General features: G+C 65.5%; 24 protein-coding genes. 14 read left to right on the top strand and 10 right to left on the bottom strand.

The features are described 5' to 3' along the window. Positions 1-46: 46 nt before the first annotated feature. The 6 genes from coxB (at position 47) to C8C95_RS04810 (ending at position 4,824) form a co-directional block, all read left to right on the top strand. Complete coding sequence (gene coxB / locus C8C95_RS04830) at positions 47-1,216, top strand: cytochrome c oxidase subunit II (protein ID WP_056746812.1); 1,170 nt, start codon at positions 47-49, stop codon at positions 1,214-1,216. A gap of 30 nt (positions 1,217-1,246) precedes the next feature. Further along, a complete protein-coding gene (ctaD, locus tag C8C95_RS04825; protein WP_056066001.1) occupies positions 1,247-2,878 on the top strand; it encodes a cytochrome c oxidase subunit I in 1,632 nt (543 codons plus the stop codon). 11 nt (positions 2,879-2,889) lie between these two features. Further along, positions 2,890-3,000 (top strand): cytochrome oxidase small assembly protein, encoded by a 111-nt coding sequence (locus C8C95_RS23805; RefSeq protein WP_225581085.1) that lies wholly within the window; start codon positions 2,890-2,892, stop codon positions 2,998-3,000. Positions 3,001-3,017: 17 nt separating this feature from the next. Then, positions 3,018-3,653 carry a cytochrome c oxidase assembly protein gene (locus tag C8C95_RS04820; protein WP_116747837.1) on the top strand — a complete coding sequence of 212 codons (636 nt, stop codon included), beginning with the start codon at positions 3,018-3,020 and terminating at the stop codon, positions 3,651-3,653. Then, on the top strand, positions 3,650-3,877 hold the full coding sequence (locus C8C95_RS04815; protein WP_056065993.1) for a DUF2970 domain-containing protein: 228 nt from the start codon (positions 3,650-3,652) through the stop codon (positions 3,875-3,877). The genes C8C95_RS04820 and C8C95_RS04815 overlap by 4 nt, the downstream gene beginning before the upstream one ends. A 65-nt stretch (positions 3,878-3,942) precedes the next feature. Then, on the top strand, positions 3,943-4,824 hold the full coding sequence (locus C8C95_RS04810; RefSeq protein ID WP_056065990.1) for a cytochrome c oxidase subunit 3: 882 nt from the start codon (positions 3,943-3,945) through the stop codon (positions 4,822-4,824). A 124-nt stretch (positions 4,825-4,948) separates the two neighbouring features. Here C8C95_RS04810 and C8C95_RS04805 read toward each other — a convergent pair whose 3' ends face one another. Then, positions 4,949-5,170, bottom strand: a complete 222-nt coding sequence (locus tag C8C95_RS04805) for a twin transmembrane helix small protein (protein ID WP_056746810.1) — start codon at positions 5,168-5,170, stop codon at positions 4,949-4,951. A 15-nt stretch (positions 5,171-5,185) separates the two neighbouring features. Between C8C95_RS04805 and C8C95_RS04800 the strand changes: the two genes are divergently transcribed. The 5 genes from C8C95_RS04800 to C8C95_RS04780 are packed head-to-tail and all read left to right on the top strand — an operon-like array spanning position 5,186 to position 9,371. Then, entirely contained in the window at positions 5,186-5,974 is a 789-nt protein-coding gene (locus tag C8C95_RS04800) for an SURF1 family protein (RefSeq protein ID WP_116747836.1), read from the top strand. Beyond that, complete coding sequence (locus C8C95_RS04795; protein ID WP_116747835.1) at positions 5,916-6,671, top strand: hypothetical protein; 756 nt, start codon at positions 5,916-5,918, stop codon at positions 6,669-6,671. Before C8C95_RS04800 ends, C8C95_RS04795 begins: the two co-directional genes overlap by 59 nt. Then, the gene (locus C8C95_RS04790; RefSeq protein ID WP_116747834.1) at positions 6,668-7,849 is read left to right on the top strand and encodes a COX15/CtaA family protein; all 1,182 of its coding nucleotides are present in this window, start codon (positions 6,668-6,670) and stop codon (positions 7,847-7,849) included. The genes C8C95_RS04795 and C8C95_RS04790 overlap by 4 nt, the downstream gene beginning before the upstream one ends. Beyond that, the gene (cyoE, locus tag C8C95_RS04785) at positions 7,846-8,748 is read left to right on the top strand and encodes a heme o synthase (RefSeq protein WP_116747833.1); all 903 of its coding nucleotides are present in this window, start codon (positions 7,846-7,848) and stop codon (positions 8,746-8,748) included. The genes C8C95_RS04790 and cyoE overlap by 4 nt, the downstream gene beginning before the upstream one ends. 8 nt (positions 8,749-8,756) lie before the next feature. After that, positions 8,757-9,371, top strand: a complete 615-nt coding sequence (locus C8C95_RS04780) for an SCO family protein (RefSeq protein WP_165836512.1) — start codon at positions 8,757-8,759, stop codon at positions 9,369-9,371. Between the two features lie 90 nt (positions 9,372-9,461). Here the strand turns inward: C8C95_RS04780 and C8C95_RS04775 are convergent, their stop codons facing one another. The 5 genes from C8C95_RS04775 to ftsY form a co-directional block, all read right to left on the bottom strand. After that, positions 9,462-10,502, bottom strand: coding sequence for a tripartite tricarboxylate transporter substrate binding protein (locus C8C95_RS04775; protein WP_116747832.1), 1,041 nt, complete (start codon positions 10,500-10,502; stop codon positions 9,462-9,464). A 115-nt stretch (positions 10,503-10,617) separates the two neighbouring features. Beyond that, the gene (gene rpoH / locus C8C95_RS04770; RefSeq protein WP_116747831.1) at positions 10,618-11,559 is read right to left on the bottom strand and encodes an RNA polymerase sigma factor RpoH; all 942 of its coding nucleotides are present in this window, start codon (positions 11,557-11,559) and stop codon (positions 10,618-10,620) included. Positions 11,560-11,746: 187 nt separating this feature from the next. Then, positions 11,747-12,820: a hypothetical protein gene (locus tag C8C95_RS04765; protein WP_116747830.1), complete on the bottom strand. Its 1,074-nt coding sequence runs from the start codon at positions 12,818-12,820 to the stop codon at positions 11,747-11,749. Between the two features lie 133 nt (positions 12,821-12,953). After that, positions 12,954-15,602, bottom strand: a complete 2,649-nt coding sequence (locus C8C95_RS04760) for an EAL domain-containing protein (RefSeq protein ID WP_116747829.1) — start codon at positions 15,600-15,602, stop codon at positions 12,954-12,956. Between the two features lie 117 nt (positions 15,603-15,719). After that, positions 15,720-17,147, bottom strand: coding sequence for a signal recognition particle-docking protein FtsY (gene ftsY / locus C8C95_RS04755; RefSeq protein WP_165836511.1), 1,428 nt, complete (start codon positions 17,145-17,147; stop codon positions 15,720-15,722). 28 nt (positions 17,148-17,175) lie between these two features. On the opposite strand from ftsY, the gene C8C95_RS04745 reads away from it, so the two are divergent. From C8C95_RS04745 to rsmD, 3 genes are read left to right on the top strand one after another with little or no spacing between them, the layout of a single operon-like run. Beyond that, on the top strand, positions 17,176-18,609 hold the full coding sequence (locus C8C95_RS04745) for a pitrilysin family protein (protein WP_116747828.1): 1,434 nt from the start codon (positions 17,176-17,178) through the stop codon (positions 18,607-18,609). Between the two features lie 22 nt (positions 18,610-18,631). After that, positions 18,632-19,990, top strand: a complete 1,359-nt coding sequence (locus C8C95_RS04740; RefSeq protein WP_116747827.1) for a pitrilysin family protein — start codon at positions 18,632-18,634, stop codon at positions 19,988-19,990. Then, positions 19,987-20,679, top strand: coding sequence for a 16S rRNA (guanine(966)-N(2))-methyltransferase RsmD (gene rsmD, locus C8C95_RS04735; protein WP_116747826.1), 693 nt, complete (start codon positions 19,987-19,989; stop codon positions 20,677-20,679). Before C8C95_RS04740 ends, rsmD begins: the two co-directional genes overlap by 4 nt. A 112-nt stretch (positions 20,680-20,791) precedes the next feature. Here rsmD and C8C95_RS04730 read toward each other — a convergent pair whose 3' ends face one another. The 4 genes from C8C95_RS04730 to C8C95_RS04715 form a co-directional block, all read right to left on the bottom strand. After that, on the bottom strand, positions 20,792-21,217 hold the full coding sequence (locus C8C95_RS04730) for a hypothetical protein (protein WP_116747825.1): 426 nt from the start codon (positions 21,215-21,217) through the stop codon (positions 20,792-20,794). After that, positions 21,214-21,693 (bottom strand): lysozyme inhibitor LprI family protein, encoded by a 480-nt coding sequence (locus C8C95_RS04725; RefSeq protein ID WP_116747824.1) that lies wholly within the window; start codon positions 21,691-21,693, stop codon positions 21,214-21,216. Before C8C95_RS04725 ends, C8C95_RS04730 begins: the two co-directional genes overlap by 4 nt. A gap of 73 nt (positions 21,694-21,766) precedes the next feature. Beyond that, positions 21,767-22,087: a hypothetical protein gene (locus tag C8C95_RS04720; protein WP_116747823.1), complete on the bottom strand. Its 321-nt coding sequence runs from the start codon at positions 22,085-22,087 to the stop codon at positions 21,767-21,769. Positions 22,088-22,098: 11 nt separating this feature from the next. Further along, positions 22,099-23,829: a TPM domain-containing protein gene (locus C8C95_RS04715; protein ID WP_165836510.1), complete on the bottom strand. Its 1,731-nt coding sequence runs from the start codon at positions 23,827-23,829 to the stop codon at positions 22,099-22,101. Positions 23,830-23,892 lie beyond the last annotated feature (63 nt).

Raw genomic sequence — 23,892 nt, 5'->3', positions numbered from 1 at the left:
CGCGAAAGGGATTGGTTAAATTGAGGCTTAGAAGTAAGTGAGAACTATGAAGAGCATTTCCAACAAGCTGGCTTCTCTGCTGCTGATTGCCGGTGCATGGGTGGGCTCCGCAGCCCATGCCGTTCAGGACCTGCCTGGCGGCCCTGCAGTCAACCAGCTGAACCTGGCGCCGCCCGTCACCAAGATCGCAGAAGAGCAGCACTTTCTGCACTGGATGATGCTGATCATCTGCACGGTGATCTTTGTTGCAGTGTTCTCCGTGATGTTCTACTCGATCTGGAAGCATCGCCGCTCCAAGGGCGCGAAGGCTGCCAACTTCCACGAGTCAGTGACGGTTGAAGTGGTGTGGACCATTGTTCCTTTCATCATCGTGATCCTGATGGCCTTGCCCGCCACCAAGGTGCTGGTGGCCCAAAAAGACACCACTAACGCCGACCTCACGATCAAGACCACGGGCTACCAGTGGAAGTGGGGTTATGACTACATCACGGGCGAAGGCGAAGGCCTGGCGTTCATCTCCACGCTGGACAGCAGCCACCGCGTGATGTCCGACAGCGGCAACGTCAAGGACGCTCCCGCCAACTACCTGCTCAAGGTGGACAACCCCATGGTGGTGCCGGTCAACAAGAAGATCCGCATCATCACTACGGCCAACGACGTGATCCACGCCTTCATGGTGCCTGCCTTCGGCATCAAGCAGGACGCGATCCCTGGTTTCGTGCGTGACACCTGGTTCCGCGCCGAGAAGATCGGCGACTACTACGGCCAGTGCGCCGAGCTGTGCGGCAAGGAACACGCCTACATGCCCATCCACGTGAAGGTGGTGTCCGCCGAGGACTACACCGCCTGGGTGGCCGAACAAAAGAAGAAGGCCGCAGCCAAGCTGGACGACCCCACGAAGGTGTGGGCGCTGGACGACATTCTCAAGCGCGGCGAGAAGGTGTATGCGGCCAACTGCGCCGCCTGCCACCAGGCCAACGGCAAGGGCGCTGGCCCCATCAAGCCCCTCGACGGCGCCGCCGTGGTGCTGGATGCCGATCATGCAAAGCAGATCCAGGTGCTGCTCAAGGGGCAGAACAACGGCGCCATGCCTGCATGGGCACAGCTGAGCGACACCGACATCGCCGCCGTGGTCACCTATACCAAGAACAACTGGTCCAACAAGACCGGCCAGCTGGTGCAGCCAGCTGAAGTTGTGGCCCAGCGTGGCAAGTAATCATCGCCCCATCGTATTGAGGAATTTACCATGAGCGCAGTACTCGACAACCACGGGCACGCTGGCGACCACGCACACGACGGCCACGACCACCATGGCCCCACCGGCTGGCGCCGCTGGGTGTTTGCCACCAACCACAAAGACATCGGTACGCTGTACCTGCTGTTCTCCTTCACCATGCTGATGGTCGGCGGCATCCTGGCCCTGCTGATCCGCGCCGAGCTGTTCCAGCCCGGCCTGCAACTGGTGAACCCCGAGCTGTTCAACCAGCTCACCACCATGCACGGCCTCATCATGGTGTTCGGCGCGATCATGCCGGCCTTCGTGGGCTTTGCGAACTGGATGATCCCGCTGCAGATCGGCGCCTCCGACATGGCCTTTGCGCGCATGAACAACTTCAGCTTCTGGCTGATGATTCCTGCCGCGTTGATGCTGGTGAGCTCGTTCTTCATGCCCGGTGGCGCTCCCGCTGCGGGCTGGACGCTGTACGCACCGCTGACGCTGCAGATGGGGCCCTCCATGGATGCCGGCATCTTTGCCATGCACATCCTGGGTGCCTCGTCCATCATGGGCTCGATCAACATCATCGTGACCATCCTGAACATGCGTGCCCCCGGCATGACGCTGATGAAGATGCCCATGTTCGCCTGGACCTGGCTCATCACCGCCTACCTGCTGATCGCTGTGATGCCTGTGCTGGCCGGTGCCATCACCATGACGCTGACGGACCGCCACTTCGGCACCAGCTTCTTCAACCCCGCCGGTGGCGGTGACCCGGTGATGTACCAGCACATCTTCTGGTTCTTCGGTCACCCCGAGGTGTACATCATGATCTTGCCGGCCTTCGGCATCATCAGCCAGATCGTGCCCGCGTTCAGCCGCAAGAAGCTGTTTGGCTATGCCTCCATGGTGTACGCCACCTCGTCCATCGCGATCCTGTCGTTCATCGTGTGGGCCCACCACATGTTCACGACCGGCATGCCCGTGACCGGCCAGCTGTTCTTCATGTACGCCACGATGCTGATCTCCGTGCCCACGGCCGTGAAGATCTTCAACTGGATCGCCACGATGTGGCGCGGCTCCATGACGTTTGAAACCCCCATGCTGTTTGCCGTGGGCTTCATCTTCGTGTTCACCATGGGCGGTTTCACCGGCCTGATTCTGGCCATGGCGCCCATCGACATCCAGCTGCAGGACACCTACTACGTGGTGGCGCACTTCCATTACGTGCTGGTGGCAGGTTCGTTGTTCTCCATGTTTGCTGGCGTGTACTACTGGCTGCCCAAGTGGACCGGCGTGATGTATTCCGAAACCCGTGGCCAGATCCATTTCTGGGGTTCGCTGATCACCTTCAACATCACCTTCTTCCCGATGCACTTCCTGGGCTTGGCTGGCATGCCCCGTCGTTATGCCGACTACCCCATGCAGTTTGCTGACTTCAACGCGATTGCCTCGGTGGGTGCGTTTGGCTTCGGTCTGATGCAGGTGTACTTCTTCCTGGCGGTCGTTGTGCCTGCCATGCGTGGCAACGGCGCCAAGGCCCCCGCCAAGCCATGGGACGGTGCCGAGGGCCTGGAGTGGGAAGTTCCCTCCCCCGCGCCTTTCCACACGTTTGAGAATCCTCCCAAACTGGACGCCACTGCAACCCGCGTGATTGGCTGAACACCATGTCCATGACCCCCGAGCAAAAAAAGAGCAACCTGCGGCTGGCGCTGATTCTGGCGTCCGTGGCGGTGGTGTTCTTTGTCGGGTTCATGGTCAAGGTGGTGTTGCTGTCCCGCTGAAGCCACTGGCCCACCCCATGAGCCTGCACCGCGAAAACGCCAAGATGGTCGGCAAGCTGGTCGTGATTGCGGCCGGCATGTTCGCCTTCGGCTACGTGCTGATCCCGATCTACAAGCACATCTGCGAGATGACGGGCATCAACATCCTGTCGCTGTCCGAGCGGCAGGTGCCTGGCAACGGTGTGGCTGGCAAGGATGTGCGCGTACCCGCCAACACCCAGGTGGACAAGTCGCGCACCATCACCGTGGAGTTCGACGCGAACTCGCGCGGTCCCTGGGACTTCAAGCCAGCGCAGCGTTCCGTGCAGGTGCACCCTGGTGAACTGACGACGGTGATGTACGAGTTCCAGAACGTGCAGAACCGCCGCATGGCCGCTCAGGCCATTCCCAGTTACGCTCCCCGGCAGGCCGCTGCGCATTTCAACAAGCTGGAATGTTTTTGCTTCAATCAGTACACCCTGGAGCCGGGTGAAAAGAAAACCTGGCCCGTGGCGTTCGTGATTGATCCGAAATTGTCCAAAGACGTCAGCACGATCACGCTGTCGTACACCTTCTTCGAGGTGGGCGGCAAGACACCGGCAGCCCCCGAATCGACGGCGGCGGTGGTGCTGCCCGCGCCCAGCTCTGCTGGCATGCAAGGAGCCGGGTCATGAGTGCGCCCCTGGAGCCATCGGCAGACGTCAAGCCCTCGCAACGCAAGGGCTCGTTGCTGCGGACAGTGCGTGCAGTGGCATGGTCGCTGATTGGCTTGCGCAAAGGCAGCGAGTACCAGCAAGATGTCGAAAAGCTCAATCCGATTCACATCATCGTAGTGGGATTGATCGCGGTTTTCTTGCTTGTCATTGGTCTGATCGGGCTGGTGAACTGGATTGTGTGAGTGTGTGTTGGCTGGTTCGTGCGAACAAATACTGAAAACAAAGATTTTGAGAATCAGGAGCTGAAATGAGTGCATCAACCCACGGCGGAACCCCGTACTACTATGTGCCCGCCGAGTCCCGCCACCCGGTGATGGCCGCGGCCGGTCTGTTCTTTGTGATCCTCGGCGCAGGCCAGTGGATCAATGGCCACGACTGGGGTAAATATTCTCTGGCCGTGGGCCTGGTGTGGTGGCTGTTCACGCTGTACCAGTGGTTCGGCGACGCGGTGCGTGAGAGCGAAGGTGGCCTGTATGGTCACAAGATCGATCTGTCGTACCGCTGGAGCATGAGCTGGTTCATCTTCTCCGAGGTGATGTTCTTCGGCGCGTTCTTCACAGCCCTGTGGTGGGCACGCTCGCACTCGGTGCCTGCATTGGGCAGCCTGGACAATGCGCTGCTCTGGCCCGATTTCAAGGCCGTCTGGCCCAGCCTCGCCGCTGGCGCCACCGCTTCGCCGGCCGGCATCATCGAGCCCTTCCAGACGGTGGGCCCCTTCTGGCTGCCCACGATCAACACAGCGCTGCTGCTGACCTCCGGCGTGACGCTGACCATTGCCCACCACGCCCTGCGTGAAAACCAGCGTGGCAAGACCATCGGCTTCATGTGGGCCACGGTGCTGCTGGGTTTCGTGTTCCTGCTGGTGCAAGGATACGAGTACTACCACCTGTACACCGACCTGAACCTCAAGCTCAGCTCGGGTGTGTTCGGTTCCACGTTCTTTATGCTCACCGGGTTTCACGGCTTCCACGTGTTCCTGGGCATGTTGATGCTGCTGGTGATTACGCTGCGCCTGCAAAAAGGCCACTTCACGGCCGACAAGCACTTTGGCTTTGAAGGTGCGGCCTGGTACTGGCACTTTGTGGACGTGGTGTGGCTGGGCCTGTACGTGCTGGTCTACTGGATGTAAGTCAGACCCTGACGCCATCAAAAAAAGCGCCTCGCGGCGCTTTTTTTGTTCCACCCTCTGCGTGCTGGCCAGTGGTGGCCTGTGATGGGCCCAAGCCTCCCAGGCTGCGGACCAAGCCCTCAGGTCAACGGGTGGCGGGCAGGCCGGTGGGCTGGATATATCCCAGCTGCCAGGCCAGCAGAATGCACAAAAACAGCACGATGGACAGCCCGACACGCACCGCCAGCGCTTTGGCCATGTGGTTTCCCTTGCTCTTGTCGTCGCGCCCGTTGCGCATCATGAAGAACAGGGCCGATGCCAGGCTGGCCAAAATGGCGAGGAACGCCAGCACTACGAGGTATTTCATGGAGCGCATTATCCTGTGACCCCCCTTCGCCGTCCTGTGGACCTGCGTTTTTGGCTCATTACCCTGGCTGCCGTGGTGGGCATGCTGGTCACCGCCTCTTTGGGGCGCTGGCAATTGTCGCGAGCCGCCCAGAAAGAGTCGCTGCAGGCGATGCTGGATGCGCGCGCCACCTTGCCGGCCATTGATGGACGCACGCTGACAGACCTGACTAACCAGACACCCGAGGCGCAACAGGCCCTCGTACACCGTGCTGTGGTGCTGCAGGGGCGCTGGTTGCCTGAACACACGGTGTATCTGGACAATCGGCAGATGCAGGGGCGCCCTGGTTTTTTTGTGCTCACGCCACTGCAGCTTTCTGGCGGGGGTGCTGGGGTGGTGCTGGTGCAGCGCGGATGGGCGGGGCGCAATTTTCAGGACCGCACCCAGCTGCCTTCCGTGACCACGCCGGCTGATACCGAGGTGCGCGTTCAAGGCCGCGTGGCCCTGGCGCCCTCGCGGCTGTATGAGTTCCAAGGGGGCAATAGCGCACAGGGGTCTTCCCGCATCCGGCAAAATCTCGACTTGGCAGCGTTCCGTACCGAAACCGGTCTGGCGTTCGCCTCCCTTACGGTGTTGCAGACAGGCCCGGCAGGCGACGCGGGCGATGGCCTGCAACGCGACTGGCCTGTGGTCGGCGCAGGTGTCGAAAAACACTACGGTTACGCATTTCAATGGTTCGGGCTCTGCGGCCTGATAGCACTCCTTTATGTCTGGTTCCAAATCGTCCGACGGTTCATTCGCCCGCGCAGCCAGCCAGCTGCCTGATTCACAGGCGGGTGCCCGTGCGGAGCACCCGCTGGGGCTGACGGTACACACCTTGCCCGAGGCGGGGGACGCGGTCGCCACCGTGCAGCGTGCGCGCCATGGGCGCTGGAAGATGCTGGGCGTGCTGCTGATCTGCGCGGCGCCGGTGGTTGCCTCGTACTTCACTTACTACGTGATCCGCCCGGAGGGGCGGCGCAATTACGGCGAGTTGATCAATCCCCAACGCACGGTGCCCGCGCTCATGGCCTCCACGCTCGATGGTGGGGCCGCCCGGCTGGAGGCCCTCAAAGGCCAATGGTTGCTGGTGAGCGTGGCGGGGGGCGACTGTGATCCGGCCTGCCAAAAGCACCTGTACCTGCAGCGCCAGCTGCGCGAGAGCCTGGGCAAGGAAAAGGACCGTGTGGACTGGGTCTGGCTGATCAACGACAACGCTTTGCCACCGGCCGCCCTCACGCCCGCCCTGCAACAGGCCACCGTGTTGCGGGTGGACCCGGGTGCGCTCAAGGCCTGGCTGGAGCCAGCCCCTGGCCAGCAGCTGGCGGACCACCTCTACGTGGTGGACCCGATGGGCAACTGGATGATGCGTTTTCCGGCCGCCATGGACACCGGTGGCGCCGCCAAGGCCAAGCGTGACCTGGAGCGTCTGCTGCGCGCTTCTTCTTCGTGGGACGAGCCGGGGCGGCCGGTCAAGCCATGACCGATACCCAACCGCTGTACGACCTAGCTCCAGTGCTCGAGCTGATGCTGCTCGGCCTGGTGATCGCCCTGGGGCCGCTGGTCTGGGTGTGGGCGCGTAACCGCCGCAGCTCTCCCATGCGGCGCCTGGAGGCGCTCACGGTGCTCACGCTGTTCCTCACGTTTGATCTGGTGCTGTTTGGCGCTTTCACGCGCCTGACCGACTCGGGCCTCGGTTGTCCCGACTGGCCCGGCTGCTATGGCAGTGCCAGCCCGGTGGGCGCCCGCGCCGAGATATCAGCCGCCCAGCAGGCCATGCCCACCGGCCCGGTGACCCACGGCAAGGCCTGGATCGAGATGATCCACCGTTACCTCGCCACGGGGGTGGGGGTGCTGATCATCGTCATCACTGTCTCCTCCTGGGGGCAGCAGCGGCGTGCCCGGCGCGATGGCGGGCAGGCGCCTCCGCTCAGTCCCTGGTGGCCTACGATGACCTTGTTGTGGGTGTGCCTGCAGGGTGCGTTTGGCGCGCTCACGGTGACCATGAAGCTCTTTCCCGCCATCGTCACCCTGCACCTGATCGGTGGCCTGGTGCTGCTGGCCCTGTTGTGTGTGCAGGCGGTACGACACACCCACAGTGCCCAGGGACGCTCACCGGTAACCCTGTCCCCCGCGCTGCGCTGGGGGCTTGTACTGACGGCACTGCTGCTCGCCCTTCAGGTGGTGCTGGGGGGCTGGGTCAGCACCAACTACGCGGTGCTGGCATGCACTACCTTCCCCACCTGCCAGGGCAGCTGGTGGCCCGCCATGGACTTTGCGCAAGGCTTCCAGATCTGGCGCAAGCTGGGCCTGTTGCAAGACGGCAGCCACATCAGCTTTGCAGCGCTCACCGCCATTCACTACGTGCACCGCCTGATGGCCTATGTGGTGCTACTGGCGCTGGGCCTGGTGGCCTGGCGCTTTCACCGCAGTGGCGTGTTGCCCACGCAGGCGCGGTGGATCGGCGGGCTGGCCTTGCTGCAACTGGTGACGGGTTTGTCCAACGTGGTGCTGGACTGGCCCCTGGTGGCGGCGGTGCTGCATACCGGCGGTGCCGCAGCTTTGGTGGTGGTGTTGACCTGGGCCTTGGTGTCCAGCCGCGCAGCGCCCGCGCCCCGAGAGTTTTCCGCGCCCACGGGCGCATCGAGAGTATCTGCATGAGTGTTGCCCCCTCCGCCGTTGCTGCGCCGCCCTCGCGGTTCCAGCAGTTTTACGCGCTGACCAAGCCCCGCGTGGTACAGCTCATCGTCTTTTGTGCGCTGATCGGCATGGTGCTGGCCGTGCCCGGCCTACCCAACGCTGCGCAACTGGGCCACATGGCGCTGGCCTGCCTGGGCGTATGGCTGGTGGCGGGTGCTGCGGCCGCGTTCAATTGCATCGTCGAGCAAGGCATTGACGCCAAGATGAAGCGCACCGCCTGGCGGCCCACGGCCAAGGGCGAGCTGTCCAACGCGCAGACCCTGCTGTTCTCGGCCGTACTCTGTGCCGCAGGCTCCGTGCTGCTGTATGTCTGGATCAACCCGCTGACCATGTGGCTCACCTTTGCCACCTTTGTGGGTTATGCGGTGGTCTACACCGTGATCCTCAAGCCCTTGACGCCCCAGAACATTGTCATTGGCGGCGCCTCGGGGGCCATGCCGCCGGTGCTGGGTTGGGCGGCCATGACCAACGATGTAGGGCCCGAGGCGCTTATCCTCTTCCTCATCATCTTTTTGTGGACGCCACCGCATTTCTGGGCGTTGGCCCTGTACCGGGTGGAGGACTACCGCAAGTCTGGCCTGCCCATGCTGCCGGTCACGCACGGCAACGAGTTCACGCGGTTGCAGGTGTTCTTGTATACGCTGATCCTGCTGGCCGGGTGCATGATGCCCTTCATCTACGGCATGAGTTCCTGGATCTATCTGATTGCCGCCGTGCTCCTCAGTCTGGGTTTCTGCGGGTACGCGTTCGCGCTGTGGCGCAATTATTCGGACGCTCTGGCCCGCAAGACCTTCCGCTTCTCCCTTATCCACCTGAGCGTGCTGTTTGCTGCACTGCTGGTGGACCACTATGTGCTGTGATGATCTCCATGCAGAAACGAAATGCTCTTCAATTGATAGCGGCGAGTGCAATATCCATATGCGCTACAGGCCTCCTGGGTGCATGTTCCGAGAAAAAGGCCGAATTCCGCGGCGTGGACATCACCGGCGCTGAGTACGCCCGCGACATTCCACTGACCGACCACAACGGCCAGCCACGCCACATCAAGGACTTTGCCGGCAAAGTGGTGGTGGTGTTCTTCGGCTACACCCAGTGCCCCGACGTGTGTCCCACGTCGATGCAGGAGCTGGCCGAGGTCAAGCAGATGCTGGGCAAGGACGCAGGCCGTCTGCAGGGCATTTTTGTGACGGTGGACCCGGAGCGCGACACGCCCGAAGTGCTCAAGGCCTACATGGCCAACTTCGACCCGAGCTTCTTGGCGCTGCACGGCACACCCGAGCAACTGGCCGCTGTCGCCAAGGACTTCAAGATCTATTACAAGAAAGTCGATGGCAAGACGCCCACCAGCTACACCATGGACCACTCTGCAGGTAGCTACGTGTACGACCCCGCAGGGCGCCTGCGGGTCTACAACCGCTATGGCAGCGGCGCACAGGCCCTGGCGGCCGATGTGAAGGTGTTGTTGGCCGAGGCCGGGGGCTGAGCCCCCAGCCCCTGAGTGACCCGGGGCCTGTGCCAGGTCGCCGTTATGCGAGGCACTGTGCGGCCCCGCATGAGCTGATGCTCTTGGGCCTTATTCGGCCTTGATGCCCCGCATCGCAATCACGCCGCCCAGCAGATTGGTGTCGGCCTTGATGCGGTTCGCCAAGCCTTCGGGCGACGAACCCACGGTCTGCCACCCCTGCTGAAATAGCTTGCTGCGCACGTCTTCGCTGCGGGCGATCTCGCTGATCAGAGCGGCCAGCTTGGCCTGGATGGGCTTGGGCATGGTGGAAGGCGCTGCGAAGGCGTTCCAGATTTCCAGGTTGAAGTTGCTGATGCCTGCCTCGGCCAGGCTCGGCACCTCGGGTGCCAGCGGGCTGCGCCCGGAGGAGGTCACGCCGATTGCGCGCAGCTTGCCCGCACGCACCTGGGCCTGCGCCAGCGCCGGGGGCAGCAGCGCCATCTGCAGCTGGCCGCCCAGCATCGCGTTGGCCACCTGCGGATAGCCAGGGTAGGGCACATGCACGGGGTTGATGTTGCTGCGCGCCTTGAGCAGCTCGGTGCCGATGTGGCCCACCGTGCCCACGCCTGGCGTACCGTAGCTCCACTTGTCGCCACCGTTGCGTGCTGCCACGAAGAAGTCGCGGGCACTGCTGTTGGCGGCCACGCCGGACTGGTTGACGGGTGCAGTCAGAATCAGCGGTGAGGTGCCGATCAGGCTCAGCGGTGCCAGGTCCTTGATCGGGTCATACGGAACCGCCGGGTTCAGCAGCTTGGCAATCGTCATGTTGCCGTTGATCATCAGCCCGATGGTGTGATCGTCACGGGCCTTGGCCACTGCGTCGGCGCCAATGTTGCCGCCTGCGCCCACCTTGTTGTCCACAATCACGGGCTGGCCCAGGGCTTTGGACAGGGGTTCCGAGAACGTGCGTGCCGTCAGGTCTGGCGACGATCCCGCAGGAAAGCCCACGATGATCTTCAGCGGCTTGTTGGGCCAGGCCAGCGGCGCGGGCGCAGTGGCAGCAGCCTTGCCGGCGCTTTGCGCCAGGGCCCAGGGGGACGCGGCGGCCAGCGCGATCAACAGCGAAGCACGGCGGGAAACACGGCCAGGAAAGACGGGACGTGAGGGCATGGGGTGCAATCTCCTTGAAGAATATTCGGGGGCCCAAACGACGCGGGGCCCCAGAACTGGGGCCCCGCGAGGCAACTTCTGCAGCCGGGGATATTAACCCCGCTGCCCGGACCGGTCAGGCGTATTCGGCCAGGGCCTTTTTCATCTTCTTCATGGCAGCCACTTCGATCTGGCGAATGCGCTCGGCGCTCACGCCGTACACCGCCGCCAGGTCGTGCAGCGTCATGCCGCCGCTGCCGTCGTCATTGACCTTGAGCCAGCGCTCTTCCACGATGCGGCGGCTGCGGTCGTCCAGGCTGGCCAGTGCGTTGGCAATGCCGTCGGTAGCCAGGGCGTCGCGTTGGCGCGACTCGATCATGGCCGTGGGTTCGTGTGATGCATCGGCCAGGTAGGCAATGGGGCCAAACGCTTGCTCGCCATCATCGGCAGGGGCCGGGTCCAGCAATACGTCGCCACCCGCCATGCGGGTTTCCATTTCGATGACTTCTTCGCGCTTCACATTGAGCTGCGCGGCCACGGCGTCGATCTCATGGTCCGACAGGGTGTCGCGGTGCGTGGCGGCATCGGCGGCCGACGCATCGGCTTTGAAGCCCTGCTTCATGGAGCGCAGGTTGAAGAACAGCTTGCGCTGCGCCTTGGTGGTCGCCACCTTGACCATGCGCCAGTTCTTCAGGATGTATTCGTGGATCTCGGCCTTGATCCAGTGCATGGCGTAGCTCACCAGGCGCACGCCCTGATCGGGGTCGAAGCGCTTGACGGCCTTCATCAGGCCCACATTGCCTTCCTGGATCAGGTCGCCATGGGGCAGGCCGTAGCCCAGGTACTGGCGTGCAATCGAAACCACGAGGCGCAGGTGCGACATCACCAGCCGGCCGGCGGCGTCCAGATCGTTGTTGTCCTTGAGCTGGCGTGCGTAGGTCTGCTCTTCTTCGTGCGTGAGCAGAGGCAGGCGGTTGACGGCCGAAATGTAGGCGTCCAGATTGCCCAAGGGGGGCACCAGCGCCCAGGGATTGGCGGGCGCCAGATACATCGTCGCGGTTCCAGATTGAATGTTCATTCCGGGAATCCTTTCCTCTAAGCCATGATATTAGCACTCTCTCTGATTGAGTGCTAAGCCCGGAGTTCCCGTCGGGTTGCTCGTTGATACCGTTGGACATTTTTTGAGTTAAATTGCCATCAAGCGCTAGTGCATCATGCCTATAAAGCTATAAAAATCATAGTAACGGGCTGGCGCTGCAGTACCGTCAGACGGTCAGATCCACCTGCTGCACTGTGCCCACGCTGCCGTTTTCCCGCAGGTAGGCGCTGGTGGAGCGCACGGTGCCCAGGCTGGCGTTGTCGGCGGTGCGCAGGGCAAAAGGGGTGGCGATGGCGTTGGTGGAGAGTGCGCCCACGCCCACGTCGGCCAAGGTGCGCAGGCTGCCGGCGCCCTCGGCGCCATCCGCCGACGGGGTCCATACCTGCAGCTGCTGAAAGACCGGGTCCGCCTCGTCAATCCAGCCGTTGCCGTCGCTGTCATAGGCGGCCAGTTCGGCAAAGCCGTCGCCGGTGCCGGGGCCGAACAGCTCCCGGCCGTTGTCGATGCGGCTGTTGTGGTTCAGGTCCAGGGCCAGGTAGCCCCGGTTGCCTGAGAGCAGGGGCACGTTGTCGGTCTGGCCGTCGCTGTCCAGGTCGAACGCAAAGCGCAGGTCCTGCAACTGCGCGGCCGAGCCGTCGAAGTTGATGACCAGCGGGTCTACCGCCACAGCGTCGCCCAGGCGCAGGCTGAACGATGATTCCTGGCGGTAGCTGCGCTGCATATCCAGCTGCAGGCTGAAGCGGATTTCCCGCCCGTCGGCGGTGCGCACGGTGCCCTGGGCGGCAAACTGGGTGCTTTCGGTTTCTACGACCACTTCGCGCTGCTCCACCAGCAGGCCCCACCCGGCACGGGGACGGCCTGCATCGGCGGTCGGCGTCGTGTCGGGGCGGCTGGCGGGTGGGGAAGGCACGGGTTCCGTCTGGCCGGTGTACACCCGCACCTGCACGCCCGTCATGCGGGCAATCAGGTCGCGGATCATGGCCAGCTGGGGTGTCAGGCCGTCGCTCGGGCTGCTGCCGGGCGCGGCATCTGCGGCATGGGTGGGGTCGATGGCCTCCTGGGCGGCGCGGGCCACGCGTGCAGCGCTGGAAATTTGTACGGCCGGGCTCGCTCGGGTAAGGCCAGGGGCGCTGGTGGGGCGGCGCTCGCCGACCCAGGCTTCAAAGCGGCTGCTTTGGGTGTGCACGCGGCTGGCAACGTGCTGGGCCTGCATCTGCAGGGCGGACGATTCAATCTTCATGGGACACCTCCAGGGCTTCCACACAGAGATATCGACGCCACGGAAAGAGAACTTGAATGTTGCCTTGCCCTTTTTCTCGTTTCCTTTCGCCGGGTACCCGATGGCTGGCGTGGTGGCAGTCTCCGCCCCCCAGCTACACCTCTTGCCGCACCCGGCTTTCAAAGTCTTCGAGCGTCAGCGGGCGGCCAAACAGGTAGCCCTGGAAAGCCTGGCAGCCATGGGCCAAAAGAAATTGGTAGTGGGCGGTGGTCTCCACCCCCTCGGCGATCACGGCCAGGCCCAGGCTGCCAGCCAGCGCGATGATGGAGCGGGCGATGGCCGCGTCGCTGGCGTCCAGCAGCACGTCGCGCACAAAGCCCTGGTCGATCTTGATCTGGTCCAGTGGCAGGCGCTTGAGGTAGCTGAGCGACGAGTAGCCCGTGCCAAAGTCGTCCAGCGAAAACCCCAGGCCATGGGCCTTGAGGGCGCGCATGGTGGCGATCACGCTGTCCACGTTGTCCAGCAGCAGGCTTTCGGTCAGCTCCAGTTTGATCTGCGCGGGGTTGGCGCCGGTCTGCTGCACCAGCGCCAGCACCTGGGCCACAAAGTCGTCTTGCAGAAACTGGCGTGCGCTCACGTTGATGGCAAGGCTCAGCTGCGCAAACTGCGGGTCTTGTTGCCAGCGGGCCTGCTGGCGCAGGGCGGTTTCCATGACCCAGTGCCCCAGTGGCAGGATGAGGCCCGATTCTTCCGCCAGCGGGATGAACTCCGACGGCGGCACCATGCCCTGGACCGGATGCTGCCAGCGCACCAGGGCCTCTGCGCCGGTCACGCGCCCCTGGCTGTCCACCTGCGGCTGGTACAGCAGCAGGAACTGCGCGCGCCGCAGGCCGTTGTGCAGCTCGGTTTCCAGCAGGGCGCGGCGGTTCACGGCCTGCTGCATGTCGGGGTCAAAAAAGCGCAGTGTGTTGCGCCCGGCGTCCTTGGCACGGTACATGGCCATGTCGGCCTGCTTGAGCACCTCGTCCACCGAGTCGCGCTGGTGATTGAGCAGGGTCACGCCGATGCTGGCGGTGAAGTGGTGTTCGTGCCCCGCCAGCTCGTAGGGCTGGCGCAATTGCGCCAGGATCAGCTCGCCCAGCGTGCGCGCCTGCGCGGCGGCCTCGGGGGCGTCACTGCTCAGGTTCTGCAGCACCACCACAAACTCGTCACCTCCGAGGCGGGCCACGGTGTCCTGCTCGCGCACACAGCTGCGCAGGCGCTGGGCCACGTCCTTGAGCAGCAGGTCGCCCACTTCGTGGCCCCGGGTGTCGTTCAGGGTCTTGAAGTTGTCCAGGTCCACAAACAGCACGGCGGTGGTGAGGCCCGAGCGCGCACCGTTGACCAGTACCTGCTGCAGCCGGTCCACCAGCAGGCGGCGGTTGGGCAGCTGGGTGAGGGCGTCGTAGAACGCCAGGTAGCGGGCCTCGTCCTCGGCGGCCTTGCGGCCCGAGATGTCGATGTCGATGCAGAACATCTCCGGCGGGTGGCCTGGCACCTGGATATAGGCATGGCTGGAGAACACATGCACCGGCGTGCCGTCTTTGCGCTGCAGCTGCAGCTCGCCCGCCGGGATCACCTCGCCGGTGGCGAACATGTGCTGCATGTGCGCTCGTACGTCGTTGCGCATGGGCGGGGGGATGATGAGGTCGAGCAGGTTGCCTCCCAGGGCTTCTTCGGCCGTGTAGCCGTACAGCTGCTCGGACGCCTGGTTCCAGTAGCTGGTGGTGCCGTCCTGCAGGTAGCCTTGCACCGAGATGGACGGAATATTGCGCAGCAGCGAGCGAAAACGCAGCTCGGACTCGCGCAGCGCACTTTCAGCCTGCTTGCGCTTCGTGATGTCGCGGGCGAGGAACACCACAGCCGCCTGGCCACCCACCTGCACGCCCAGGGGCTGGGTGCGTCCTTCGAACTGGCGCAGCCCTGACAGGGTCTGCAGCTCGTATTCCACGCTGTGGGTCTGGCCAGACTGCAGCGTGTCCCGGATGAGCGCCATGAACCGTTCTGCCTGCTCGGCGGGCAGCACATCGTGCAGCCGTTTACCTACCAGCTCGGGGGCGCTGGCGACCAGGGTGGCGTCGTTGGGGGACAGTACCTCCACATACCGGCCCTGGGCATCCAGCACCAGCAGCACATCGGGGATAGCCTGGGTGATGGCATGCAGGCGGGCTGCCGTGCCAGTGAGTGCACGCTCGGTGGCCATGCGTTGCTCCACATCGTGCAGCAACAGGCCCAGCACCACGGTGGCGGGGGTGAAGGTCAGCAGATAGGGCAGGGCCAGCGTCTGGTTGATGCGCTGCACGGCCTCGGCGGGCAGCAGCTGAAACAGCGCGATCACCGCCGTGTGCAGCAGCAGCCCGAACAGCGCGAGGGGGATGGGCTCCACCCCCAGCCGCCCCCGGGCGCGGCCCTCGCGGTACACCAGCCCCATGGCCGTGCACAGCACGATCACCATCAGCCCCACCTCGGCACCCGCGCCCCCCAGCCACAGGCGCCCGGTGGCCGCCATCAGCGCCGCAATGCCCGCCACCAGCGGGCCGCCAAACAGGCCGGCCATGCTCAGCACCACCGAGCGCGCGTCAAAGATCACGCCCGGCATCAGCACCACCGGGGTGAGCATGCCCACCACGCAGATGCCGCCGAAGATCAGCCCCGAAAAGACCTGGCCCACCCACGGGTGCTGGCGCCAGACGCGGATGTTGAACCCATGCAGAAAGCACAGCGCCAGCAGCAGCGCAACGCCTTTGACCAGCTCAATGAACATGGGCCTCCGTGCTTTCCGAGGGGAAAGCCCATGATGGAGGAAACGTTGCGATCCGTAAACGTGTAAATGGCCCCGGATGGGGCCATTGCTCACAAGGTTGAGGGGAGATCGTGAGGCTCAGCTCAGCAAAGCCTGGGCAAATTCGCGGGCGTTGAAGGTTTCCAGGTCTTCGAGCTTTTCGCCCACACCGATGAAATACACCGGGATGGGGCGTTCCTGCGCGATGGCGGCCAGCACGCCGCCCTTGGCCGTGCCGTCCAGTTTGGTGACGATCAGGCCTGTGAGCTGCAGCGCATCGTCAAACGCGCGCACCTGGGCCAGCGCGTTCTGGCCGGTGTTGCCGTCGATCACCAGCAGCACCTCGTGCGGGGCCGTGGCGTCGGCCTTGGTGACCACGCGGCGGATCTTTTTCAGCTCCTCCATCAGGTGCAGCTGTGTGGGCAGGCGGCCAGCGGTGTCCACCAGCACCACGTCCTTGCCGCGCGCCTTGCCGGCCGTCACGGCATCAAAGCTCACGGCGGCAGGGTCGCCGCCTTCCTGGCTCACGATCTCGACCGTGTTGCGGTCGGCCCACACACCCAGCTGCTCGCGGGCAGCGGCACGGAAGGTGTCGGCGGCGGCCAGCAGCACGGCGGCGCCTTCATCCGCCAGGTGCTTGGTGAGCTTGCCGATGGAGGTGGTCTTGCCCGCGCCGTTCACGCCGGCCACCATGATCACGGTGGGGGTGTGCTCGCCAATCACCAGGGCTTTTTCGAGCGGGTGCAGCAGGTCGGCCAGCGCGTCGGCCAGCAGGCCCTTGACTGCCGCAGGGTCGGTGGTCTTGCTGTCCTTCACGCGGCGCTTGAGGTCCGTCAGCAGGTGCGTGGTGGCTTTCACGCCGGTGTCGGCCATCAGCAGGGCTTCTTCCAGCTCCTCATACAGCGCGTCATCAATCTGCGTGCCGGTGAAGACGGTGGCAATGCTGCTGCCGGTCTTGCGCAGGCCCGCCTTGAGGCGGTCCAGCCAGCCTTTGCGCTCAGGCGCCGGGGCGGTGGGCGCAGCCGAGGTTGCAGATGCTGCCACTGGCGCAGCCGGTGGTGTGACGGGCGTGGGTGGTGCAACCGGCGCAGGTGCAGCAACGGAAATCGGGGGCGCCACGGGGGGCAATGCAGGGCTTGCAACCACTGGAGCAGCGGCGGGCGCCATGGCTGCCGGTGCTGCAGGGGGCGTCGGTGCGACGGCCGGTGCCACTGGAGGCATCGCCACGGGCGCTGGCGGGGTCACAGTGACGGGCGCTGGTGCTGCGGGGGGCGGCGCAGCGGGCTCAGGGGCTTTGTTGCCAAACGGGTTGCGCAGCCAGCCAAAGCCTGCCGGGGCGGGCGCCGCCACGGGAGCCGGTGTAGCGGGCGCTGGCGGGTTGGGGGTAGCCACGGGCGGTGTGGCGGGCAGGGGGGGCGCTACGGGCGCAACCACGGTGGGCGCCGGTGCGCCTACCGGCTGGGCCGGGGCGGGCACATCGGTGGGGGCGGGCGAAGGAGCGGGCTTTTTCTTGAAAAAACTGAACATTGGCGGGTTCTTAGAATCACCCCATTCTATGAAACGCGCTTTCACCCTACTGGGCCTGCTGGCCTGCCTCTCGTCCGGGGCTGCCTTTGCGGCAACCACCCCGGTGTCTCAACCCTCCAGCGCGCCGTCTGCCACGGCCTCAGGTGCGCAGCAGTTCACGCTCAAAAACGGCATGCAGCTCATCGTGCAGCCCGACCGCCGCGCCCCGACGGCGGTGCACATGGTCTGGGTGCGTGTGGGCTCGATGGACGAGGTGGACGGCACCTCGGGCGTGGCCCATGCGCTGGAGCACATGATGTTCAAGGGCACCAAGTCCCTGCCGCCGGGTGAGTTCTCGCGCCGCGTGGCGGCGCTGGGAGGCCGGGAGAACGCGTTCACCAGCCGCGACTACACCGGCTACTACCAGCAGATCCCGTCCAACCGGCTGGAGGACGTGATGAAGCTCGAATCGGACCGGTTTGCCAACAACCACTGGCCCGACGAGGAGTTCAAGAAAGAGATCGAGGTCGTCAAGGAGGAGCGCCGCCTGCGCACCGAAGACCAGCCCCGGGCCGTGCTGGCCGAACAATTGTTTGCCGCCACCTTCAATGCGTCGCCCTACCGCCGCCCCATCGTGGGCTGGATGAGCGACCTGGACGCGATGACGCCCGATGACGTGCGCGCCTTCCACCGCCAGTGGTACACCCCCACCAACGCCGCCGTGGTGGTGGCGGGTGATGTGGATGTGGCCCAGGTGCGTGCGCTGGCCGAAAAGTATTACGGCAGCCTGCCCGTGCACGCGCTGCCCGCGCGCAAACCGCGCACCGAGCCCGAGCAAAAGGGCCTGCGCCGCATCGCCGTCAAGGCCCCGGCAGAGCAGGCCTATGTGGCCCTGGCCTTCCGCGCGCCCAGCCTGGACCGCGTGGACAACCTCACCGACGAAGACCGCGACGCCCTCGCGCTGATGGTGCTGTCGGCCGTGTTCAATGGCTATGACGGTGCCCGGCTGGATCGCGCACTCACCCAAGGGCCCAACCGCGTGGCCGACAGCGCCAGCAGCTCCGCCATGGTCACCGGGCGCGGCCCCAGCCTGTTCATGCTCAGCGGCGTGCCCGCTGCGGGCAAGACCGCCCAGCAGGTCGAAGACGCGCTGCGCGCCGAGGTGACCCGTGTGGCCAAGGATGGGGTGAGTGAGGCCGAGCTGAACCGCGTGAAGACGCAATGGATCGCCTCTACGGTGTACGAGCGCGACTCGGTGATGAGCCAGGCGCAGGAGCTGGGCGGCAACTGGGTGCAGGGCTTTCCGCTGGACGCCAACGAGCGCCTGCTGGCCCTGCTGCGCACCGTGACCCCGGCGCAGGTGCAGGCCGTGGCCGCCAAATATTTTGGGGACGACCAGCTCACCGTGGCCACGCTGCTGCCCCAGCCGCTGGACGCTCCCCGCGCCCGCCCCCAGTTGCCTGCGGGCGCTGTCATCCGCTGAACCCGCCCTGCGGAAACTGCCCATGATTACTATCAAAAACATAGCTGTCCGTGCTTTATGCACTAGCGCTATCGCCCTTTTTTCTTCCAATTCGGCCTGGGCGCTGCTGCCCATCCAGCACTGGACGGAGCCCAATGGGGCCAAGGTCTACCTTGTCGAAAGCCCGGTCATCCCCATGGTGGATGTGCAGATCGACTTTGACGCCGGCACGCGCCGCGACCCGGCAGGCCAGTCCGGCCTGGCCAATGCGGTGGCCGCCATGGCGAGCAAGGGCGTGAAGGCCGGGCGCGACGCCAGCGCCGAGCCCGCGCTGGACGAAAACGGCCTGGGCGAGGCCTGGGCCGACCTGGGCGCCAGCTTTGAAGCCAATGCCGACAACGACACACTGCACTACGTGCTGCGCTCGCTGACCGACCCGCCGCTGCTCGAGCGCGCCGCACGCCTGGCGGCCCGCCAGATTGCCGAGCCCGTGACGACCGAAGACGTCTGGCAACGCGACCGCGCCCGCTGGAGTGCCAGCCTGAAAGAAGCCAACACGCGCCCCGCCACCGTGGCCAACCACGCGTTTGCCGCTGCGGTGTATGGCAGCCACCCCTACGGCGTGCGCACCACCGAAGAAACGTTGGCCCGCATCAGCGTGGCCGACATGCAGGCCTTTCACGCACAGTACGTGGCCGCCTGCCGCGCCAAGGTCAGCATCGTGGGCGCCGTATCGCGCGCCCAGGCGCAGACGCTGGTGGCCACGCTGCTGTCGCGCCTGCCTGCCACTGCAGGCTGCGCACCGCTGCCGCCCGTGGGCGAGGTGGTAGCGCTGACGGCACCTGCCGAGAAGGCCATTCCGTTTGCCTCGGCCCAGGCCCATGTGCTGATCGGCCAGCCGGGCTTCCAGCGCCGCGACCCGGACTTCCTCGCGCTGCTGGTGGGTAACCACATCCTGGGCGGCGGCGGTTTTGTCTCGCGCCTGACCCACGAGGTGCGCGAAAAGCGCGGCTTGAGCTACAGCGTCTACAGCTACTTTGCGCCCGGCCTTCACGCCGGGGCCTTCACCGTGGGCCTGCAGACGCGCCCGGACCAAGCCGCCCAGGCCGTGCAGGTCTCGCGCGACGTGATCGCCCGCTTTGTGGCCGAAGGCCCCACCGAGGCCGAGCTGCGCGCTGCCAAGGACAACCTCATCGGCGGCTTCGCATTGCGCATCGACAGCAACAAGAAGCTGCTGGGCAACGTGGCCAACATCGCCTGGAACGACTTGCCGCTGGACTATCTGGACCAGTGGGCCAAAAAGGTCGAGGCCCTCACGGTGGCCGACGTGCGCACCGCCATGGCCCAAAAGCTGCAGCCCGACCGCATGGTGACCGTGGTGGTGGGAGGCAAGCAGCCATGAGCCGATCCACCCTGCGCGGCAGCGCCATCACCGCCGAAATCCGCAAGGCCCAGGCCGCGGCCGCTGCGGCGCCCGTGGACCCCAAGGCCGCCAAGAAAAACGCCAAGGACAACGCTGCGGCGGCGGCCACCCCCAAGGGCGCGGGCGAAATCCGCATCATCGGCGGGCAATGGAAGCGCACCCGCCTGCCCGTAGCCCAGCGCCCCGGCCTGCGCCCCACACCCGACCGCGTGCGCGAAACCCTGTTCAACTGGCTGGGCCAGGACCTGGCGGGCTGGCGCTGCCTGGACGCGTTTGCGGGCACGGGCGCGCTGGGGCTCGAAGCCGCCTCGCGCGGCGCCGCATCGGTGCTGCTGGTGGAAAACGATGCGGCCCTGGTCGCCCAGTTGCAGGTGCTGCAGGCCAAACTGCAGGCCAGCGCCGTGCGCGTGCAGCGGGGTGATGGCGTGTCTGCACTGAAGCAGGCCACACCCGCCAGCCTGGACCTGGTGCTGCTGGACCCGCCATTTGATGGCCCGTTTTTCGAGCCCGCCCTGCAGGCCGCCGCCCAGGCCGTAGCGGCCGGGGGCTTCATCTACCTCGAAGCGCCCCGCGCGTGGGCGGACGAGGAACTGGCGGCGCACGGCCTCGTGTTGTACCGGCACCTCAAGGCCGGTGCGGTGCATGCGCACCTGCTGCAGCGCGGCTGAGCGCCTGGGCGCTGCAGACTCAGGGCGGGTGTTCCCCGCGTTTGCGCTGGTTGCTGGGGCGCTGATTTCTGGGAAAAATCGCCCCAAGCGCTAGTGATGGTTGCGCTAGTTGCTATTGTTTTTGAAGCGACTGGCTGCTGTGGATGGGGCCAGCCTCCGGTATCACCACCAGCTGCAGCGCGCCACCTTTGAGCGTGTAGCTGAAGGTGTAGTGGCCCGGTGCCAGCGTGGCCCGGCCACCGGGGAAAGACTGGTCAGTCACATGGGTGAGCTGGCGCTGACCGATCTGGATGCGGGTCTTGCGGTAGTGCGCCAGCGTGGCGGGCAGCGCGTGCCAGCGGCTGGTGTCGCCGGGCAGCAGCGGACCCAGGTCCACGTCGGTGCCCTGCTGCGGCAGGCCCTGCCAGACATGGGTGAAGGCTTCCTGACTGTCGTTGCGGATGCGCAGCCATACCTTGTCCGACCGGGCCTGGCTCAGCGAGGGCGCCAGCGCTGCGGCCAGCCACGGCAGCGCTTGCACGATACGGCGGCGCATCATGGCGAATCCTTCAGGCTGTCCAGGTCGTTGGTGAGCGCGCACACGCGTGCGCGTCGGCGCTCCAGTGCCGCACCGCCAATGTTCAGCGCGGCCGAGCTGCCCTGTTCGGCAAAGATGGCGCTGTCCCACTGGCCCTGTGCTGTGTCAAACGCGAGCCAGGCGCGCTGGGCCGCGCGCAGCGTGTCGCGGCGGCCGGGGCCAGCGGCTTTCAGCACCTGGGCATAGATGCGGTTCAGCTCCTTGTCCCACGCGGCGTAGGCGGCGTTCTGGGCGTCGATCAGGTCTACCGTCACGCCGCCGCTGCGCTCGGAGGCGGCGCCCAGGGCCTTGTCGATGGGGTGGGCGGTGCGTTGGCCGCAGAAATGTTCGGCGGCTTGGGCGGCCTGCGGGCCAGAGGCCAGCAGCAGGAAGGTGGTCAGCAGCGCAAGTGCGGTGCGATTGAGGTTGTGGAGGCGGTGGTGATGGTAGTGGTGCATGTGGGTGTGTCCCTCGGGGTCTGCTGTTGTGCTGGCGTGATCGCTTGGGTCTATCCGTTGCGGCGTTGTCCGCTCATGCCCCCACCCACAGCAGCGCCGCCAGGGTGGACACCAGCGCCAGCACGGTGAAGGCGATCACCGCACCGCCGCTGGCCGCTGCCACGCTGGCCATAGTGGACCAGCCGCGCGCATGGCTCCAGCGCGCGAGGTGGCGGGCCAGCCACAGCGCGGCGAGCCAGCCCAGCACCAGCAGCACGGCCAGGGTGCCCAGCAGCTTTCCGCCCTGGGCGGAGTTCATGCCGTTGCTGCCCAGCAGTGCCGTGAACATGAAGAACAGCGTGGGCAGCAGGTTGGCGGCACCTGCAATGAGCAGGGTTGCTGTGGTGGATGACATGGGACAGCGGCTTATTCGGTGACGGCGTAGCTCAGCAAGTCCAGCGACTGCGTGTCCTTGGGGTTCCACGACAGGGCGGCCGCACGCGCAATGACCGTGTAGGTTTTGCCCTGTTCCAGCTTGCCGCCGGGCTGCAGTGCGGCGGTGCGCGGGTCCACATAGAGCATGGTGGTCAGGCCTTCAGCACTGCGCAGCAGCACGGGCTGCTTGCCGCTTTGGACCTTTGCGTCGTTGACCCAGGCGGCCTTGTTGCCAGAGGGAGGGTTCAGGCTTTCCACGGTGCCTGACAGGCGCACGATCTTGCGCCACACCTTGCTGTCGTTGGGGTTGGTGACCTTGCCGTTCTCAGCAGCGTCTGCCTTCTGGATGTCGCCCAGCGACTGGTAGGCGATGGTCCAGTCGGCGCGGCTGGTGTCGCGGCGGATGTGGTCGGCCGCGAGCATCAGGTTCTCGGTCCAGTTGCCGCAGGCGTTCTTTTTCTTGCACAGCGCCCAGGCGGTGTTCATCCAGCGCTTGAGCTGCTCGGTCTTGTCATGGCTGCCCATCTCCAGCGCCACGCCCGCGCCCAGCACGGCGGCGGCCTGGTTCTGCTCGGGAGCCACCACCAGCACGGCGCCGTTGCCCACGTCGAGCTTGCCCACGCGCAGCTGGCGCATCATGGCGTGCGCGTAGTCCTCGGCGCTCTTGCCGTCCAGGTCCTTCACCAGCAGGGTAACGATCTCCACGCCCGTCTTTTGCGCATGTTCGTACATCTGCTTTTCAAACTGCGCTCGGATGGCCGGGTCCAGGATGCCGAACTCGTCGTAGATGAACTGCGTGCCCTTGGACGGGATGGTGGCCACGTCGGCCTTGGGCAGGGTTTCGGCGGTGGCAGCTGCCAGGGCCGGGGCTGGCGCCTTGGCCGCAGGGGTGGCTGGCGTGGGGGTGGGCGCAGCCGTGGGTGCCGGGGCCTTGGCCACCGGGGTGGCGGGTGCCTGCGCTGGCGATGGCGCAGCAGGCGCCGCTGCTGCCGTGCGCACCGGCAGCCCGCCGGAGCACTGCGGCCCGCCGCCCTGCAGCTCGCAGGCTTCCTTCCAGCCCGACTCGATGGCAGCCAGGCGCTTTCTGCGGCCGGGGTGGGTTTCGCCGTCCTTCTCGGGGATCAGCGTGGCAATGGCGCGCTGGGCGTCGGCCAGCGGCGCGCCCATCTTGTAGAGCACAAAGCCGCTGAACTTGTCGGACTCCAGCTCGATGGGCGGCTGGCTGCCGCCGGGCACGATGGTGTGGCCCGAGAGGTGGTGCCCGATCTCGTGCGCCATGATGCTCACGGGCGCCCAGTTGTTGGACTTGGTGGCCTCAATCACCTGGCCCATGAAGGCCGGGTTGTAGGCAATCACGCGGCGCGGCACCTGGTCGGGCCCTTGCATGATCACGGCGGCCGCGTTGGGCACCTTGCCTTCCACCACCACAAAGTTGGCGGGCAGGCCGGTGTATTTCATGATCTCGGCCACCACCTGCTTGCCGGTGCCGCCGCCCTTGGACAGGTCGGGCGGCGAAAACGCCAGTGGGCTGCCGTCGTACGAGCAGGCCTGCAGTGTGGCGGCGAGGTCGGCCACCAGCTGCGCCTTGCTGGGCTTGGCCACTGCGGCGTTCTTTTGGGCCATGGCCAGGCCGCCGACGGCCAGGCTGACGAGGGCGCAGCAGGCCAGGGCGACCGGTCGCAGTTGGCGCAGGTGGGGCAAGGAGTGGCGAGACAAGGTCATGGGCTGGGGCCTTTCATGCAGCGCTTTGCGCCGCGCAAAAAATGAAAAGAGACAAAAAACAGA

The sequence above is a fragment of the Acidovorax sp. 99 genome, from assembly GCF_003096455.1.
GTDB classification, from domain to species: domain Bacteria; phylum Pseudomonadota; class Gammaproteobacteria; order Burkholderiales; family Burkholderiaceae_C; genus Acidovorax; species Acidovorax delafieldii.
The sequence above is the reverse complement of the archived record's forward strand: the minus strand, read 5'-3'. Positions and strand labels throughout refer to the sequence as shown.